The sequence below is a fragment of the Nocardioides palaemonis genome (assembly GCF_018275325.1).
Taxonomy (GTDB): Bacteria; Actinomycetota; Actinomycetes; order Propionibacteriales; family Nocardioidaceae; genus Nocardioides; species Nocardioides palaemonis.
In genome coordinates, this window is record NZ_JAGVQR010000001.1 from 918,096 (window position 1) to 934,957 (window position 16,862).

The 16,862-nt window shown below is 66.7% G+C and carries 15 protein-coding genes and 1 pseudogene; 11 read left to right on the forward strand and 5 right to left on the reverse strand.

Annotated elements, in window-relative coordinates; translation table 11 throughout:
- Positions 1-4: 4 nt before the first annotated feature.
- Positions 5-298 (reverse strand): hypothetical protein, encoded by a 294-nt coding sequence (locus KDN32_RS04365; protein ID WP_143554171.1) that lies wholly within the window; start codon positions 296-298, stop codon positions 5-7.
- A 95-nt stretch (positions 299-393) separates the two neighbouring features.
- Positions 394-2,760 carry an ATP-binding cassette domain-containing protein gene (locus KDN32_RS04370; protein WP_211730871.1) on the reverse strand — a complete coding sequence of 789 codons (2,367 nt, stop codon included), beginning with the start codon at positions 2,758-2,760 and terminating at the stop codon, positions 394-396.
- Between the two features lie 161 nt (positions 2,761-2,921).
- On the opposite strand from KDN32_RS04370, the pseudogene KDN32_RS04380 reads away from it, so the two are divergent.
- Positions 2,922-4,088, forward strand: a pseudogene (locus KDN32_RS04380) (low temperature requirement protein A).
- A gap of 52 nt (positions 4,089-4,140) precedes the next feature.
- Here the strand turns inward: KDN32_RS04380 and KDN32_RS04385 are convergent.
- Positions 4,141-5,790, reverse strand: a complete 1,650-nt coding sequence (locus KDN32_RS04385; protein WP_211730873.1) for a PucR family transcriptional regulator — start codon at positions 5,788-5,790, stop codon at positions 4,141-4,143.
- A 329-nt stretch (positions 5,791-6,119) separates the two neighbouring features.
- On the opposite strand from KDN32_RS04385, the gene KDN32_RS04390 reads away from it, so the two are divergent.
- The 4 genes from KDN32_RS04390 (at position 6,120) to KDN32_RS04405 (ending at position 9,428) form a co-directional block, all read left to right on the forward strand.
- Positions 6,120-7,286 (forward strand): glutathione-independent formaldehyde dehydrogenase, encoded by a 1,167-nt coding sequence (locus tag KDN32_RS04390; RefSeq protein ID WP_211730874.1) that lies wholly within the window; start codon positions 6,120-6,122, stop codon positions 7,284-7,286.
- Position 7,287: 1 nt separating this feature from the next.
- Positions 7,288-7,857: a type 1 glutamine amidotransferase domain-containing protein gene (locus tag KDN32_RS04395; protein WP_211730875.1), complete on the forward strand. Its 570-nt coding sequence runs from the start codon at positions 7,288-7,290 to the stop codon at positions 7,855-7,857.
- Positions 7,854-8,156, forward strand: a complete 303-nt coding sequence (locus KDN32_RS04400; RefSeq protein WP_075818624.1) for a putative quinol monooxygenase — start codon at positions 7,854-7,856, stop codon at positions 8,154-8,156. The genes KDN32_RS04395 and KDN32_RS04400 overlap by 4 nt, the downstream gene beginning before the upstream one ends.
- A 141-nt stretch (positions 8,157-8,297) precedes the next feature.
- On the forward strand, positions 8,298-9,428 hold the full coding sequence (locus KDN32_RS04405) for an NAD(P)/FAD-dependent oxidoreductase (RefSeq protein WP_211730876.1): 1,131 nt from the start codon (positions 8,298-8,300) through the stop codon (positions 9,426-9,428).
- A gap of 375 nt (positions 9,429-9,803) precedes the next feature.
- Here KDN32_RS04405 and KDN32_RS04410 read toward each other — a convergent pair whose 3' ends face one another.
- Both KDN32_RS04410 and KDN32_RS22790 read right to left on the reverse strand, forming a co-directional pair.
- Complete coding sequence (locus tag KDN32_RS04410) at positions 9,804-10,070, reverse strand: HigA family addiction module antitoxin (RefSeq protein WP_030485956.1); 267 nt, start codon at positions 10,068-10,070, stop codon at positions 9,804-9,806.
- A gap of 665 nt (positions 10,071-10,735) precedes the next feature.
- Entirely contained in the window at positions 10,736-10,999 is a 264-nt protein-coding gene (locus KDN32_RS22790; protein WP_211730877.1) for an ANTAR domain-containing protein, read from the reverse strand.
- A gap of 852 nt (positions 11,000-11,851) precedes the next feature.
- Here KDN32_RS22790 and KDN32_RS04420 point away from each other — a divergent pair.
- The 6 genes from KDN32_RS04420 to KDN32_RS04445 all read left to right on the forward strand — a co-directional run bounded on the left by KDN32_RS04420 (position 11,852) and on the right by KDN32_RS04445 (position 16,720).
- Entirely contained in the window at positions 11,852-12,685 is an 834-nt protein-coding gene (locus KDN32_RS04420; RefSeq protein ID WP_211730878.1) for a mechanosensitive ion channel family protein, read from the forward strand.
- Positions 12,686-12,864: 179 nt separating this feature from the next.
- Positions 12,865-13,716, forward strand: coding sequence for a PRC and DUF2382 domain-containing protein (locus KDN32_RS04425; RefSeq protein WP_211730879.1), 852 nt, complete (start codon positions 12,865-12,867; stop codon positions 13,714-13,716).
- A 430-nt stretch (positions 13,717-14,146) separates the two neighbouring features.
- Entirely contained in the window at positions 14,147-14,881 is a 735-nt protein-coding gene (locus KDN32_RS04430; RefSeq protein ID WP_211730880.1) for a TetR/AcrR family transcriptional regulator, read from the forward strand.
- 186 nt (positions 14,882-15,067) lie between these two features.
- Entirely contained in the window at positions 15,068-15,265 is a 198-nt protein-coding gene (locus KDN32_RS04435; protein ID WP_211730881.1) for a hypothetical protein, read from the forward strand.
- The gene (locus tag KDN32_RS04440; RefSeq protein WP_211730882.1) at positions 15,262-15,546 is read left to right on the forward strand and encodes a hypothetical protein; all 285 of its coding nucleotides are present in this window, start codon (positions 15,262-15,264) and stop codon (positions 15,544-15,546) included. The genes KDN32_RS04435 and KDN32_RS04440 overlap by 4 nt, the downstream gene beginning before the upstream one ends.
- Positions 15,547-15,652: 106 nt before the next feature.
- Entirely contained in the window at positions 15,653-16,720 is a 1,068-nt protein-coding gene (locus KDN32_RS04445) for a YihY/virulence factor BrkB family protein (RefSeq protein WP_211730883.1), read from the forward strand.
- The last annotated feature ends 142 nt before the right edge of the window (positions 16,721-16,862 follow it).

Below are 16,862 nucleotides of genomic sequence, written 5' to 3' on the forward strand. Positions count from 1 at the left end.
CAGCTCAATCGGATGACGTGAGGCCCCGGATGTTCGCACCGGGCGGTTGCCTTGCAGTACGCTCACGCAACCACCTGGTGGTGCCAGCAGCCATGCCCCGCGACTTGGGCGTCTGGTGCACGGGGACCACGATCAGCGAAGCCTCACCCTCCAGGGACCACTTGATGGCGTGATAGACCGCTGACAGCGATTCGGTGCTGTCCACGGCGACCAGCCCGGGCGCCACAAGCCGAGCCTCGTGCCACGGCCCCTCCAGGTCAGGCAGGTCCTCCGAGGTCCAAGCGAGATACACAGTCATGCCTTCATCTTTCATGACATGTACGGATTCTTCTTGGCGTGATGCCTCCGAGCCCGCGCGGCAGCCTGACGGCACACCGGCCGCCCGCACCCAGCTCATGTCCGCTCAAGCCGCCGCGAGAGGTAGGGCGCGGTCGCGCTGCCCTCGGCCCTCGCGATGTCGGCCAGCGTGCCGGTCGCGACAACCCGACCGCCGGCATCTCCTCCGCCTGGACCGAGATCGATGACCCAGTCCGCGGTGGCGATCGCGTCGAGGTCGTGCTCGACGAGGACCACCGTGTTGCCGGCGTCGACGAGCCGGTGCAGCTGGCGCAGCAGCAGAGCGATGTCTGCGGGGTGGAGTCCGGAGGTCGGCTCGTCGAGCAGGTAGAGGGCATGGCCGCGGTGAGCGCGCTGGAGCTCGGTGGCGAGCTTGATGCGCTGTGCCTCCCCGCCGCTGAGCTCGGTCGCCGGCTGTCCAAGTCGCAGGTAGCCCAGACCCACCTCGCGAAGCGTCTGGAGGCTGCGTGCGGCGGCCGGTACGTCGGCCAGGAACGTGGCGGCGTCGTCGACGGACAGGTCGAGAACCTCCGCGATGCTCTTGCCGCGGTAGGTGATCTGGAGCGTCTCGGGGCTGTAGCGATCGCCGTGGCACGTCGGGCAGGGAGCGTAGGTGCCAGGCAGAAACAGTAGCTCGACGGAGACGAATCCCTCGCCCTGACAGGTCTCGCAGCGGCCCCCGGCGACGTTGAAGGAGAAGCGGCCGGCGCCGTAGCCGCGGGCCCGCGCCGCGTCCGTGGCGGCGTACAACTTCCGCACGGCATCGAACATCCCCGTGTACGTCGCGAGGTTGGACCGCGGCGTCCGGCCGATCGGGCGCTGATCGACCAATACCAGTCGGTCGAACGACTCACGAGCAGTCGGGTCCTCGGCCAGGACCTGGGTGACCAGGGTCGACTTGCCGGACCCGGACACCCCGGTGACGGCGGTCAGCACGCACAGCGGGATATCGACAGACAGGTCGCGCAGGTTGTGGCGATGTACGCCGGTCAGTCGCAGCCAGCCCTGCGGGGCCCGCGCATCGTGCACGAGCCGCTCAGCGCGACCGAACAGGTAGGCGCTGGTGACCGACTCAGTCACGTCCTCCAGGCCCGCGACAGGGCCGCTGTGAAGCACTCGACCTCCGGCCTCGCCCGCACCCGGGCCGATATCGACGACCCAATCTGCTCGTCGTACGACGTCGAGGTCGTGCTCCACGACGAACAGTGTGTTCCCGGACGCCTTGAGGCGGTCCAGGACATCCAGCAGCGGCTCCGCGTCGGCCGGGTGCAGGCCGGCGAAGGGCTCGTCCAGGACGTAGACGACTCCGAACAGACCCGAACGCAGCTGGGTGGCGATCCGCAGGCGCTGCGCCTCTCCGGGCGACAGCGTCGTCGAGCTCCGTCCCAGGCTGAGATAACCCAGGCCCAGATCGAGGAGCACCTCGACGCGCGCGACCAGGTCAGTGCAGATCCGCGCCGCGACCTCGTCGGCACCCGCGGGCCGCTCAGCGACCGGACGCAGCAGAGCCACCAGCGCTGTGAAGGGCAGGTCGTTGACCTCGGCGATCGAACGCCCGAGAAAGGTCACCGCGAGGGCCTCGGGCCGTAGTCCACTGCCCTGGCAATCCGGGCAGGGCGCTTCCTCCACGAACCGCATGGCCCGCTCGCGCATCCGCTCGCTCGTGGAGTCGGCCAGCACGTGCATGACGTGGCTGCGCGCGCTCCAGAACTTCCCGTAGTAGCCGTGGTCGACGCGACCTGGTTCCGGCTCGATGAGCACCGAGGGCTGCTCGTCGGTGAACAGCAGCCAGTCGCGGACCCGCTTCCTGAGACTGTGCCACGGCTTGTCGACGTCGATGCCGAGCCCCATCACGATGCTGCGCAGGTTGGCGCCCTGCCACGCGCCCGGCCAGGCGGCGATCGCCCCTTCACGGATGCTCAGTGACGGGTCCGGGACAAGCAGCTCCTCGGTGACGTCGTGGACGACGCCCAGGCCGTGGCAGCGCGGGCACGCGCCCGCGCTGGTGTTGGGCGAGAACGCCTCGGCCGCGAGGTGATCGGCACCAGCCGGGTAATCGCCGGCCCGCGAGTAGAGGATCCGCAGCAGGTTGGACAGCGTGGTGATGGTGCCGACCGACGAGCGTGAGGTGGCCGCGCCCCGGCGCTGCTGAAGCGCGACCGCAGGCGGCAGGCCGGTGATCTCCTGGACGTGCGGGGCACCGACCTGCTGCAGCAGCCGGCGCGCGTAGGGCGCGACCGACTCGAAGTAGCGGCGCTGCGCCTCGGCGTACAGCGTTCCGAAGGCCAGCGACGACTTCCCCGACCCAGAGATCCCGGTGAACGCCACCATCACGTTGCGAGGAATGTCCACGTCAATGTTGCGCAGGTTGTTCTCATTGGCACCGCGGACACGCACAAAGCCATCGGTCGCATCGGTGGTCACGTGCTGCCCCTGTCGGTCGCTCTCGGTTTGCTCCACAACGAAGTATCGCGTTCCCCGAAGAGTGCTTGAGACTCCCACGGCGAAACGGGCCCGCCCTCCGAAGCCCACTGTGAGTTGGTGTACGCAAGCATCAAGGTCGGCGAGTGGGTGAGGAGCACCGTATGCGTGACGATGATCTCGGCAATGCGGATGAGCAAGCAGCCGAAGACACAGCAGATCGGTCGGTCGGAACGCTGGAGTTGTTCTTCGACCTGGTCTTCGTCTACGCGATGTCGCAGGTCACTGAACTGATGCTCGCGGACATCTCCTGGGCGGGGTTCTGCCGCGGGAATCTGGCGCTCGCTGCTGTGTGATGGGCGTGGGCCTGCTACGCCTGGCTGACGAACACCTCCGACCACGACGGACCCGGGCCTCGCCTGCTGCTCTTTCTCGCGATGGCGGCCATGCTGATGGCCGCGGTCGCGCTGCCGCAGGCGTTCGCCGCGCGGGCGCTGGTCTTTGCGCTTGCATTCCTGGCGGTCCGACTGATCCACGTCGTGCTGCTGGCTCTTGACGTGCGGGGCGAGGCGGACGTGGGTTCGGCCGCGCTGCGACTAGTCCCCACCCTGCTCGCCGGCCCGGCAGTGCTGGTGGCCGCGGCGTTCTTCGACACGCCAGAACGAGAGTTGCTGTGGATCGTGGCCGCGGTGATGGATCTGTCGGGGCCGGTCCTGGTCGGGACCACCGGTTGGAGCGTGACACCTGCCTACTTCGTGGAGCGGCACGGGCTGATCATCATCATCGCGCTGGGTGAGGCGATCGTTGGGGTAGGCGCTGGCGCCGAAGCCGCTCTTCCGCGCCCGAGTGTTGTGACGGCCGTCCTCCTCGCCGTGCTGATCGCGGCCGGTCTGTGGTGGTCCTACTTCGGCTATCTGCGCGGCGGTGGCGAACGACGGCTGCGCGGCACCACTGATCGGGAACGGTCAAGGCTCGCGCGCGACTCCTACAGCTACCTGCATCTGCCGCTCGTGGCCGGGGTGGTGTTCTTCGCTCTCGGGGTGCACGAAGCAGTCGCGGCACCGGGGGAACCACTCCCCTTGTTGCCGGCCGTCGCCCTGGCCGGTGGCGTTGCGATGTTCTACGTCGGCGACGTCGCCCACCGATGGCGCGACCACCACCAGCTCGCCACCGGTCGCCTGGTGGCCGCAGTGGGGGCTGCTTCGCTGATCCCGGTCGCGGTGGTGGCGCCTGCTTTGGCGGCGCTCGCCGGGCTAATCCTCGTCTGCGTGCTGCACACCAGCTGGGAACTCTGGCACCACCCGGCGATCGGCCCGGTCGACGACTCCTGATCGTCCAGTGCCATCGCCGCGCAGACTCTCGCAACTACGGCTTGGGACTACCTCACCGGACGGCGTTTCGCAGGGGCTCGCCGACGGAGGCACGGCGCAGTCGCCACGCGCGTGTCGCCAGGTGGAGGTTGAGCTGTGCCTCGACGTCGTTGAGGTCGTGGCCCGAGATCTCGGTGATGCGGCTGATTCGGTAGCGCAGTGTGTTGCGGTGGATGGTGAGCGTCGTTGACGTGTCGGCGTACTTGCCCCCGTGGTCAAGGTAGGCCGCTAGCGTGGGGACGAGCTCGGTGCCGTGGCGACGGTCGTAGCTCAATAGGTCGCCGAGCCAGTCCCTGATGAGGCGCTCGACCTCCTCAGCGTTGCCGTCGAGGGCGAGCAGCCGGTCTACTCCCAAGTCGGCGTAGGCGATGAAGCCATACGGATCGTGGGACTGCTGACGAGCCCTGAGTGCTCGTCGGGCTTGCTCATACGCACGTGGGATCTGTTCCGGCGAGTTGGCCGGCTCCCCCTTGGCGATCACACCGTTGGTGTCGCCGTAGGCGCGCGACAAGTCGTTGAACAAGCGGCCCATGTCGACACCTCGATGGGCGAGGGCGACGACCAGTCCCCGGTTCCGGACGACCAAGCAGGCCAGTCGCTGACGAGCCATGGCCATCCGGAGGTGATCGACGTCGCGGTCGTGCCCGCGGTGACCCCGCTCGGAGGACCATGCGCACACGATCAGGTCGTGCGGAACGCCAAGGTCGTGGCCCTGAGCGGATGCCCGGTCCACGGCTACGTCGGCCGGGAGCCCTTCAAGAAGGTCGTCGAGGAGGTCTCGACTCAGTCGGTTCTCCAGTTCATTCATCGCTACGGCCTTGGCCCTCAGCAGCCCCAGTGCGACGCCCGCGTACCGCAGAGCGAATGATGCGTCGTCTCGGTCTTTGTCCGGTGGCACCTCCAGTTCGATCGTGCCGAGTTCGGGGCGTCCGCCGATGACCTCCTCGAGCGAGGTTCGCTCGAGGACCGGTTGGTACCGGCCGGCAACCGTGATCCGGGTCGTCTCGTGCCCGAATCTGTCCCGCAGCACGACAGCGGAGCCAGTGAGCCGGCTGAGTGAGGTGGCCACGTCGAGCTCAGTCCCGGTCGTGGACAGTCGGGCGAACTCCTCAAGCACCCCCTCACGGTGCTGCAGGGCCGCGACGGTGCGCGCCATCTCGTTATTGGCTGCATCGAGTTCGTGGGCGCGTCGGCGGTGGCGCTCGCGCACCTGCGCGTCCGCGAGCGCCGTCCCGAGGAGATCGCCCAACCGTTCGATGACGAACAGTTGTTCGGGGTCGGGCCGGGCGAAGCTGCGAAGGACCAGTCGGCCCGGGGCGCCGTTCGAGACCGCCACAGCCGTCGTCGACGTCCAGGAGTCGCCGTTGTCCTGCACGAATACCCGTTCACCGGTTGAGGGGCTCGGTTCCGCCGGCTTCGTTGGCTCCCCGGGGGGCAGGGTGATCCACTCCCGGTCCCGCTGGAAGGTGACGTGAACCAACTGGCAGCCGGTCACCGACTCGACCTCACGCTTCAGGACGTTGATGACCTCGTCCACGTCGTGACGTTGCATCATCGCCATGGACATCACCAGCAGCCCATCGAGGCCGGTGACGGCACGCCGCAGATCCAGCTCGCCGGTTGGCACCACGGTTCCGGTTGTGGCGGGCTCGCAGACGGTCATCTCTTGATCCCTGGCCGGCCCGCCCGGGATGCCCCTGTGCCGTAGGGACCCCACAGGTCGTCGCGCTGAGCGGCGACGCCTCGGTACATGCAGCACGGATGTATCCCGGGATCCAGTCCGAGTCCGTGAGAGCTCATCGGTCCTCATCAACTCTCGGGGGCAGCGTCGCGCTCACCGTACCCCTTGCCCAGCGCACCCACCCGCGGGGAGTTGTGCACTCGAACCAAATCATGCCCCGGGACTTTGGCCTGGTGCGCCCATGACTTCTTGGTGGTCGGCGACGAGCGTGGACTGCTCGGAGGCACCGACACAACGATTGGAGATTCGCCATGAAGGCTGTCGTCTATCAGGGACCCAAGGATGTCGCGGTCACGGACGTTCCGGACGCCGAGATCGAACGGCCCACCGATGTGCTGGTCAAGATCACAACGACCAACATCTGCGGCTCGGACCTGCACATGTACGAGGGGCGGACCTCCTTCGAGAAGGGCCGGACGTTCGGTCACGAAAACATGGGAGAGGTGGTGGAGATCGGCAAGGGAGTAGAGAAGATCAAGGTGGGCGACCGGGTCGTGCTGCCCTTCAACATCTCGTGCGGGTTCTGCAAGAACTGCGAGCGCGGGCTCACGAACTACTGCCTGACGACGCAACCTGACCCTTCGGCCGCCGGTGCGGCCTACGGCTTCGCCGAAATGGGCCCGTACGGCGGCGGGCAGGCAGAACTGCTCCGGGTGCCCTTCGGCGACCACAACGCGCTGCGCCTGGGTGAAGACGCGCAGGACAAGGAGAACGACTACGTCATGCTCTCCGACATCTTCCCCACCGGCTACCACGCCACCGAGATGGCCGGCGTGATCCCGGGCGACAGCGTCGTGATCGCCGGGGCCGGCCCCGTGGGACTGATGGCTGCGCTGTCCGCGACGATCAAGGGCGCCGCGAAGGTCATGGTGGTCGATCGCCACCCCGACCGGCTCGCGCTGGCCGAGCAGATCGGAGCGATCGCCATCGACGACTCCAAGGTCGACCCCGTGCAGGCTGTGCTGGACGAGACCATGGGGCTCGGAGCCGACCGTGGCTGCGAGTGCGTGGGCTACCAGGCCCACGACCCGCAGGGGAACGAAGACCCGGCTGCCACCTTGAACATGCTCATCAACTCGGTGCGTTTCACCGGCGGGATCGGCACCGTCGGCGTGTTCGTCCCCGAGGACCCGGGGGCCAAGGGCGAATTGGCCAAGCAGGGCAAGGCGGCCATCGACTTCGGCACCCACTGGTTCAAGGGACAGACCATGGGCAACGGTCAGTGCCCGGTCAAGACGTACAACCGCCGGCTGCGAGACCTCATCGCGGCTGACAAGGCGAAGCCGTCCTGGATCGTCTCCCACGAGATCTCGCTGGACCAGGCCGCCGACGCCTACAGGAACTTCGACTCCAGGGCCGAGGGCTGGACCAAGGTCGTCATCAAGCCGGGTATGTCCGACGGAAAGAAGGCAAACTGATATGGCAGCAGATCTTCAGGGCAAGAGGGTCGCGATCCTCGCCGCGGACGGGGTCGAGCGCGTTGAGCTCGAGCAACCCCGCGAAGTACTGGACCGCGCGGGCGCTCAGACCGAGGTCCTCTCGATCCACGACGGCGAGATCGAGGCCCGTAAGAACGACCTGGATGAAGCTGGCACGTTCACCGTCGACGGGCTGGTCGCCGACGCCTCGGTAGGTGACTACGACGCCCTGCTGCTTCCCGGCGGCACGGTGAACCCCGACCAGCTCCGGGTCGACGAGGGCGCCGTTTCCTTCGTCCGCGACTTCGTCGAGAGCGGCAAGCCAGTGGCGGCGATCTGTCACGGGCCGTGGACGTTGATCGAGGCCGGCGTGGCCACCGGTCGCACCCTGACGTCCTTCCCGAGCATCCGCACGGATCTGCGCAATGCCGGCGCGAACGTCGTCGACCAGGAGGTCGTGGTCGACACGAATCTCATCACCAGCCGCTCGCCGGAGGACCTGCCGGCGTTCTCCGAGGCGATCGTGTCCCAACTCGCGGGCACCACGACAAAGGAAGAGGAGAAGTCATGAGTGTGACCAAGGGATTGCTGGTCAGGTTTGACGCGTTGCCCGGCAAGGAGGACGACGTGAAGGAGTTCCTCGACAGCGGCCGTGCGCTTGTCGAGGACGAGCAGGCGACCACCGCGTGGTTCGCGATCCGCCTCGGGCCGACCTCGTTCGGGATCTTCGACGTGTTCCCCGATGACGCCGGACGTGACGCCCACCTGTCCGGCCCTGTTGCGGTAGCTCTCGGCGAGCAGACCGGCACGTTGTTCTCCGAACCGACGATCGAGAAGCTCGACGTGTTGGGCTCCAAACTCCCCGCCTGACACCACAGACCGGGAGTACTTGCCCCGACATGAGGGGTCGCTGCACGCGGTGACTTCGGGCTGACACAGCCCGCTGACGTCGTGGCAGCGGCCCCTTCTCTTGCGGCCTATCGCACATCACCAGCAGATCGAGGAACCGCGATGACAGGACCTGACGACGGCGTTGCCAGGACGCGTTCACCCGAGGTAGCAGTGATCGGGGGCGGGATCGTCGGTCTGTCGACGGCGTACGCGCTGCGGGAGCAGGGCGTGCCGGTGCGCTTGTACGAGGCCGGTCTGCCCGGAACTGGTCAGTCCGCAGGCGAGTCGCGGATCTTCCGGCATGCCCACGACGACCCGCGACTCGTCGCTTTCGCGCGCGAAAGCCGCGGCGTATGGGATGAGTGGGCCGAACACTTCGACGTCGAGCTGGTCTCATCAGACGGTGTCGTGGCGATCGGCGACAGCGCCCTGGCGCGGCTGCGGGTGCTCGACCAGGTCGGCGGCGTGAAAGCGTACGAGATCGATGCAGCCGAGCTCGCCCAGCGGATGCCGCTGCTCGCTGGGTACTCGGGGCCAGCGGTGCTCGACGAGTCGGGCGGCGCGATCCGCACCCGCACCGCGATCACGGCACTCGCGGGAGCCCTCGCCGATGCCGTCACCACCGCAGAGGTCATCTCCATCGATCCCCGCGCCGATGGGACGGTCGAGGTGCGCAGCGTCACCGACCGGGCTGTCTACTCCAATGTGGTCGTGTGCGCCGGCCGCGAAACCGCCCGCCTGGCCCGCAGCGTCGGCCTGTCGCTGCCGGTTCGCCTTGCCGCGCACGTCCGGCTGACCTTCGACGTGAAAGCCGCCGCCCCGGCACGAGTCGCGTGCCTGCAGGACAGCAGCGGCGTCTTCGGCGAAGTCGGCGTCTACGCGACGCCGCTACCGGGCAACAGCAGTTATTCGGTCGGACTCAGCGAGACCGTCGGCGTCCGCGACGACGGGACGTTCATCGACCCTGCGGCGATTCGATCGCTGGACGAACGCGCGCGCGAATACGTGACACGGGCGCTGCCCGGTCTCCACCCAGAGCCCCGCGACTTTCTTCACTGCTGGGTGACCGAGCTCCCATGGAGCGAGGACGGCGTGGCCGTGTGGGAGGCAGGCTCTGTCATTTTTGTGGCCGGTCACAATCTGTTCAAGCAGGCACCTGCGCTGGGTCGCGCTCTCGCCCGAGCCGCGACAGGTGAAGGTCTCGCCGCCGAGCTCGAGCAGGGGGCGCGCCTGGGTGAGCCACAGCAATAGGCTCCCGATCCATTCGACGTAGCATCCACGGGTCCTTCTGTGCGCGGCAGCCGACTGGCAAGGGCAAGCGTAGGTTGAGGTATGGATCAACAAGACCTTCCCTGTTCACCCAGTGCACACCCCGCCCGCTCATCGGCATGAGCGTGCACAAGGGAAGCGGCCGCGGGGGAGTGCCGGCGCCTGTACCTCTCGTCGTGCCCGGGATGCGACGAGGGCTCCGGCGACGCCGAAGCCCTCGTACTCGAATCTGTTGAGCTCGAGCTCTACGTGCACAAGTGACTACAGGTCGTAGTGGTGATCGACGCACCCATGCTGAACTGCTCAAACGCGAGTTCGGCTGGCGTTGGGGCGTCCGTGAGGCCGCACGTTCCGAGTTCAGCTCGGGACCAGGGCGGTGACCTTGGCCAGGTCGTCGGCGTGCAGGTCGCGCTCGACCTCGAGGTCGTAGTCGGTCTGGATGTTGATCCAGAAGCGGTCGTCGACGCCGAGGGCCTTGGACAGGCGCAGGGCGGTGTCGGTGGTGATGGCGCGCTTGCCGTGCACGATCTGGCTGATTCGGGTCTGGGGGAGACCGGTGGCCTGGGCGAGGCGGTACTGGCTGATGCCCAGCCTCGCGAGCCGCGAGGTCCCGGGCCTGTGCACGCATCCCCGATCCTCCTGACAGTGGTCGTCGGGGGACAGGTGTGCAGACAGCGTTCGGCCAACACCAGGGACCGTCGTCCAAGACGCTGATGTCGCTGGACGAGGACGGTGACGAGGAGCCAGGCGCGGCAGACACGCTCCCGGAGCCCGGAGCTGGCTGAAGGTCGCCCAGGCACTCCAACGGCCCCGCTCACGGCCAAACACTCACGCGTTGGGCATCCCGGAAGCCGATCCCCGAGCGGGACTCGATGTGTCGCCGGCGTCGGAGCGCACTATCAGGCGGCAGATCCGGACGTTTGATGAGAACGCACGAGACTGACCGCTACGTGTCATCCCACGGCGTGATCGGGTCGACAGACCCGACACTTCGAGCGGTCTCTTTCAAGCCGGGCTAAACATGGCGGTGGGGTTCAGTGTGGACGGGTACCTTGCCCGAAGTCTCATCAAGCGGTCATGAACGCCTGGTTGGCTTAGGCCCGGGTTGGTCAAGCAATGGCCTCCCGTGCCGATCAGTGCTCTCCAGCAGCGGTGACGATCTGGTCACATTGAGGATGGGACCGCCCGGGCTGGGGTACGTCGCGGAACGCCACCAGTGGATTCGCGAGTGCTCGGGTGGCGAGGCCCGGTCCGTCGAGAAAAGGCGGCCGGGCCGCACCATGTTCTGCTCAGGACTGCGGAAGATTCCGCGTCTCGGCGATCTCGGTCGCAATGTCGATGACCTTGCGGTTCGTGTGTGACGACACGCGCTTCAGGTATCCCAGCGCCTGACAGGCGTCGATCCCGAGGCGCTCCATCAGGATGCCCTCGGCCTGGCCGATGATGGTGCGGCTCTCCACCGCATCGTGCAACTGCTTGATCTCTTGCTCCGCATCAGCAAGCGATTTAGCCATCCGCGCACGCTCCTCGCGTCCGTCGCTAATGGGCTCCACGCCGACCTTCCTACTGAGTCAATCCAAGGTTGCCCTGACGTTAGACAACGTTCGCTCGCGCGACTTCACCCTCAAGTGCCGAGAATAATCTGGGTTGCGGATGTGCACCAGCGTGCGGTTGACGCGGAGGGACGCCGGCGGTGCTTGTCCTGCGAAACGACCCCGCCTGGCTGTCAGTGGTAGACCGGCTAGCGCCGCGCGCTGCTCGTCGAGAAGGTAGACCCCGAAGCTTGGACTGAAGCCGTCGGGCATCGGATGACGTAGGGCGCGGCCACGGACGAGCCGACCTGATGGTAGGACTACGACCCCAAGGTCGGATGCGCTCCAACCGCTCACGACTACCACACTATTGATGGCGACGCAGCGCGCATGTGCCGGTATCCGAACCGAGTGCGGACGCGGTCAGTGCCATGAGGGCGCAGCACGTACCCGGTTTCGCTGGGGTCTGGGAAACGGGACGCGCTCACCGATAGCCCATCCCCACCCGGTGAAAGGGAAGGTAGTCAAGCCGGGATGGTCCACTCTCTTGACCGGTGCCCGGTGACGGTTTCCCCTTCCGACGCACGCCTCAGGCGCCATGGAGGGGCGCTGGCTGCGTGGCGAAAGGCTTGGGCTCAGTCAACGGACCGGATTCAAACGCGATGCAGTCGTCGTGCTCAGCACGTCCATGAACTCGTCGATCGGCAGGTCAAGGATTCGGGCATCGACAACATGTTGTCGATGCTCGACCTAAAGGGGTGTAGCCACACGTCCACCGGCCGTGGTTTGTTTACGACGTAAGCCACGGGTGTGGTCTTACCCGAACCGGTCGCGACCGCTGGTCGGTTCGTGCACTTCTGGAAGGGAAAACTCATGGGAGAGACACTGAAGGACGGCCTGAAAGACGGCCTGAGCACGATCACGGAGTTCTTGCCGAAGCTGTTGTTGTTCCTGATCATTCTGATTGTCGGGATCATCATCGCCAAGAGCATCGCCAAGGCGCTCAGCGCGCTGCTGGAGAAGGTGGGCTTCGACAAGGCTGTGGAGCGCGGTGGTGTGAAGAAGGCGCTGGCGAACTCCAAGATGGATGCCAGCGACGTCGTCGCCAAGCTCATCTACTACACGCTGATGCTGTTCGTGCTGCAGCTCGCGTTCGGTGTCTTCGGGCCCAACCCGATCAGCGACTTGATCACGCAGGTCATCACGTTCCTGCCGAGTTTGATCGTGGCCATCATCATCATCGTGGTCGCCTCCGCGATCGCCGCCGCGGTCAAGGTACTCATCGAAGGCACCCTGGGAGGCCTGTCGTACGGCACGGTCTTGGCCAACATCGCCTCGATCTTCATCCTGTTCCTCGGTGTCGTCGCGGCCCTGAACCAGATCGGCGTGGCCACCACCGTCACGCTCCCGGTCCTGATCGCCATCCTGGCCGCCGTCGTCGGCGTGATCGTCGTTGGTGTCGGCGGGGGACTCATCAAGCCCATGCAGCAGCGCTGGGAGGGCTACCTGACCAAGGCCGAGGAGGAGGCACCGCGGATCAAGCAGGAGGCAGCCAACGCTCCGAGCGTCAGGGACCAGGCCCGACAGGCCAAGGACCAGGCGCAGCAGAAGCTGCAGTCCACCGACTCCACCGGCTCGACGACCGGTGCCACCAGCTACGACACCCAGTACAGCGACCCGAACCCCCGGGGCACCTCGCAGTACTGAACCGGACTGGTTCGAGTCCGGGCCCGCCATATACGGCGAACGGCGCGGCCCGGGCTCGAACCCCCGACAGTTCTATAACCAGTCGTCCGGCGTTCGCCGCGACTCGAACCGCTTCCGGCGACACCATCCGGTACCGCTGCCCACATCATTTCAGTCAGTTCTCGTGAAGGAGAAAGCTCATGCTCACCACGGACCAAGCCCAGCAGCTGCTCAGCAACGGCGGCAACGTGTTGGATTCTGACGGCAAGAAGATCGGATCGATCGACCAGATCTTCCTCGACGATCAGAGCGGTCAGCCCGAGTGGGTCACGACCAAGACCGGCATGTTCGGTGGTGGCGAGTCGTTCGTGCCGCTGCGCGGTGCCGAGGTGGTCGGGGACGATATCGAGGTGCCGTACGACAAGGACAAGGTCAAGGACGCCCCTCGCATCGAGGGAGCCGACTCCCACCTCAGCGAGGAGGAAGAGGACGAGCTGTACACCTACTACGGCCTCGGGGACTCCGACTCCTACCAGTCGTTTAGCGACGTCGACGCACGCATCGCAGGCGACTCAGGCGACGATGATCGGGACCGGCCGACTTCGGCGGAGACGGAGGCTGAGGCGGAGATGACGCGCTCGGAGGAGCAGCTCAACGTATCCACCGAGACCCACCAGACTGGCCGCGCCCGACTGCGGAAGTTCATCGTGACCGAGAACGTCACCACGACCGTCCCGGTCAGTCACGAAGAGGTCCGCCTCGAGCGTGAGCCGATCACCGACGCCGAAGCAGGCGACGCCGTCACCGACGGAGAGCTGTCGTCCGAGGACCATGACGTGGTGCTCACTGAGGAGCGGGTAGTGGTGTCCAAGGAGACCGTGCCCGTGGAGCGCGTCCGCGTCGACAAGCAGACCGTCACCGAGCAAGAGCAGGTCAGCGAGGAGGTCCGCAAGGAGCAGATCGAGCTCGACGAGGACTCCTCGACGGACCTCGACGCCCGCGACGACATCGACGACCACGACGACCAGGACGCCCACGAGTCGCGGGGCTGAGCTGCACCCGACATCCGTATCCGAGGAGCGGATGGGGGCGGGCGGCGGAATCCTTACGCGGCATGTCGCTCCGGCCGCCCCGGATGCGGCACCCGGCCCCAGCTTGGGTCCTGCGGGATTGGGCACCGGTTCCCACCCAAACCGTGTCTCCCTGCTCGGCGCTCGCGACGGCGGTGGGCCCGCATCCGAACTGCGGGCCAGTGGACAGCGGCGGGTAGGTGCCCATGCCTGCCCGCCGCGCCCCCACGTGCACGGTGACCGCGCACCACAGCGGGCACTGCGGTCGGGGCACTGCGGTCGGGCACTGTGAATGCGGGTAGGGGGTGTGCGGGCTCGACGTGCGTGGGTTCGGGTCTTTTCTGCCCTCGGATTGATGGCTGGGCGCCGGTGGTCAGCGGACGATAATCTCCCTGCGACGAGAGGACACCCAATGCCACCGACTGACCAGGTTCCGGATGCGGACGCTGCGCTTGTCGACGGTGAGGCGCCGCCGTCGGCGCGGGTGCGGTTGGACCGTGATCGCATCGTCGCCGCGGCCATCGACTTCATCGACGCTAATGGGTTGCCGAACCTCACGATGCGCCGCCTCGGTGAGCGGCTGGGGGTGGAGGCCATGGCGCTGTATCGCTACGTGCCGGGCAAGGAGGACCTGCTCGACGCGGTCGTGGAGTCACTGGTGATGTCCATGGCTGATGATGAGGACGTCCTCTCTGAACCCTCGGGCGGGTGGCAGGACTTCCTCCAGCGTCTGGCCCACGGGGTACGCCGTGTCGCGTTGCAGCATCCGAAGGTGTTTCCGCTGATCGCGTCCAGGCCGCCCGAAGCCCCGTGGCTGCGCCCGCCGTTGCGCAGCATCGACTGGGTGGAGCTGTTCCTTGACGGGCTGATCTCGGAGGGCTTCAGCGACGACGCGGCCGTCGCCGGCTATCGGGCCTTCTCCAGCTTCCTGCTAGGACATCTGCTCCTCGAGGTCGCCAGCCACGGCGCCGACGTCGGGCCGCTTGACGTCATCGACGATGGCTCACCCAACTACGCGGATCTCAGCGAAGCTCCCACCGTGAAACGCCTACGCGCGGCGCTGTCGGAGGACCACGCGGCTGTGGAGTTCGAGGAAGCGCTGGAGAACCTCCTCGAGCGTATGGCTTTGCTACGCGGCGGGAACTAGCCCATCCAGCAGGGGCCCCAGGTGCCGGTTGGTCCTAACCGACACCCACGCCCGCGAGGGGGGCGAGGTGATTGTCTTGTGCTGTCTCGACACAACCTGCATGCTTACTACGTAAACTTGGCGGGCCCCCGCGGTGCATTCGCCGTACCACTGGGGTCGATCGCCCGCCCGTTCGAGGAGATGCGCGTGAAATTCAAACTCGTTCTGCTGATCGGTGGAGCCATCGGATACGTGCTGGGCACCCGTGACGGCCGCCGACGCTACGAGCAGGTCAAACACCAGGCCGAGCGCCTGTGGCAGCACCCCGATGTGCAGACGAGACTTGGCGAAGTTGACCAACGCCCTTCTCCGCCGAGCAGCGCGGAGGATGAGCTCGATGATTGAACCCGACGGCATCACGACCCGCCCAACCAGCGAGTACTCGACCGGGGGATCTGATCAGCAAGCGCTCGGAGCAGTCCGCGTCGTTCGTCCGCTACGAACTGCAGGCCGAGACCGAGACGCCCCGCCAGGCTATCGGCCACATCGGCCACATCGGCCACACCGGCCACACCGGCCACACCGGCCACACCGGCGAGACCGTCAGGGGTCTGGCCGCGAAGGCCGACGTGAAGCCTCGGCTCGGCGCGCAGGCCGACGAGAGCAGCGTCCCCACAACACCGTGAGCGACGGTCACGGCAACCTGCGCGCATCGCCGATCGTGGGAGCAGCGGTGCTACCAGTGGGGTTCGTGTGCGTCCTCGGGCTGCAGGTGGGGCGGGGCGGGCGTCGATGAGCGAGACGACCGTTGCGCGTGCGTCCGCGCCAGATCCTGACGCCGAGGTGAAACCGGACTCGATCACCGACGTCAAGAAGGCGTCCTGGGGCTATATCCTGCGCAAGACGATCCGCGAGTTCTCCAAGGACCAGTGCACCGACATCGCCGCGGCGCTGACCTACTACTCCGTGCTGGCGCTGTTCCCGGCCGTGATCGCGCTGGTCTCGATCGTCGGCCTGGTCGGCGACGGCCCCAAGACTGTCCAGACCCTGCTCGACATCGTGAGCCAAGTAGGGGGCGCGTCGATCGCCGACACTCTCAGCGGCCCGCTGTCATCGGTCAGTCAGGCCCCCCGGGCCGGCATGGCACTGGTCCTCGGGCTGGCCTCCGCGTTGTGGTCAGCCTCAGGGTACGTCGGAGCGTTCGGGCGTGCCATGAACCGGATGTACGAGATCGGTGAGGGCCGCCCGATCTGGAAGCTCCGGCCATTGCTGCTGCTCGTCACGCTGATCACGGTGGTGCTGGTCGCGCTGGTCGCACTGGCGCTGGTCGTCAGCGGCCCGCTTGCCCAAGCAGTCGGGGATGCGATCGGGCTCGGTTCCGCCGCGGTGCTGGCGTGGAACATCGCCAAATGGCCCGCAATCTTGGCGGTCGTGGTCCTTATCGTGGCATTGCTCTACTACGCCACCCCGAACATCCAGCAGCCCAAATTCCGCTGGATCAGCGTCGGAGCGCTGGTCGCGATCGTGGCATGGATCATTGCGTCCGTGGCGTTCGGCTTCTACATCTCCACGTTCTCCAACTACAACAAAACCTACGGCTCCCTGGCCGGGGTGATCGTGTTCCTGCTCTGGCTGTGGCTCACCAACCTCGCCCTGCTCTTCGGCGCAGAGCTGGACTCCGAACTCGAACGAGGCCGGGAACTTCAAGCCGGTATCGCTGCGGAACGGACGGTCCAACTACCGCCACGCGACACCAGACAAACCGAGAAAGCCCGGCAGAAGGAACGCCAAGACATCGAGCGTGGCCGCGCCCTGCGCCGAAGCCGGGGCGAGCACGACGATCCCGAGGAGGACGACTGACGTGCCCCCGACCCAGCACATGCGCCCATCCCCGCACGAACGGAGCCGCGAACGGAGCCGCAAACCGAGCCACTCCCGCCCCGGCGCGGTCCTCAGCAGCATCGTGGCAGGCATCGCCGCTGTTGCGCTGCTCAAGCAGATG

Bases quoted from the DNA above. Each gene is read 5' to 3' on its own strand.
- KDN32_RS04400 (WP_075818624.1), top strand. From the start codon at position 7,854: ATGAGTGTGACCAAGGGATTGCTGGTCAGGTTTGACGCGTTGCCCGGC.
- KDN32_RS04445 (WP_211730883.1), top strand. From the start codon at position 15,653: ATGAGCGAGACGACCGTTGCGCGTGCGTCCGCGCCAGATCCTGACGCC.
- KDN32_RS04395 (WP_211730875.1), top strand. From the start codon at position 7,288: ATGGCAGCAGATCTTCAGGGCAAGAGGGTCGCGATCCTCGCCGCGGAC.
- KDN32_RS04420 (WP_211730878.1), top strand. From the start codon at position 11,852: ATGGGAGAGACACTGAAGGACGGCCTGAAAGACGGCCTGAGCACGATC.
- KDN32_RS04430 (WP_211730880.1), top strand. From the start codon at position 14,147: ATGCCACCGACTGACCAGGTTCCGGATGCGGACGCTGCGCTTGTCGAC.
- KDN32_RS04425 (WP_211730879.1), top strand. From the start codon at position 12,865: ATGCTCACCACGGACCAAGCCCAGCAGCTGCTCAGCAACGGCGGCAAC.
- KDN32_RS04365 (WP_143554171.1), bottom strand. From the start codon at position 298: ATGACTGTGTATCTCGCTTGGACCTCGGAGGACCTGCCTGACCTGGAG.
- KDN32_RS04405 (WP_211730876.1), top strand. From the start codon at position 8,298: ATGACAGGACCTGACGACGGCGTTGCCAGGACGCGTTCACCCGAGGTA.
- KDN32_RS04390 (WP_211730874.1), top strand. From the start codon at position 6,120: ATGAAGGCTGTCGTCTATCAGGGACCCAAGGATGTCGCGGTCACGGAC.
- KDN32_RS04385 (WP_211730873.1), bottom strand. From the start codon at position 5,790: ATGACCGTCTGCGAGCCCGCCACAACCGGAACCGTGGTGCCAACCGGC.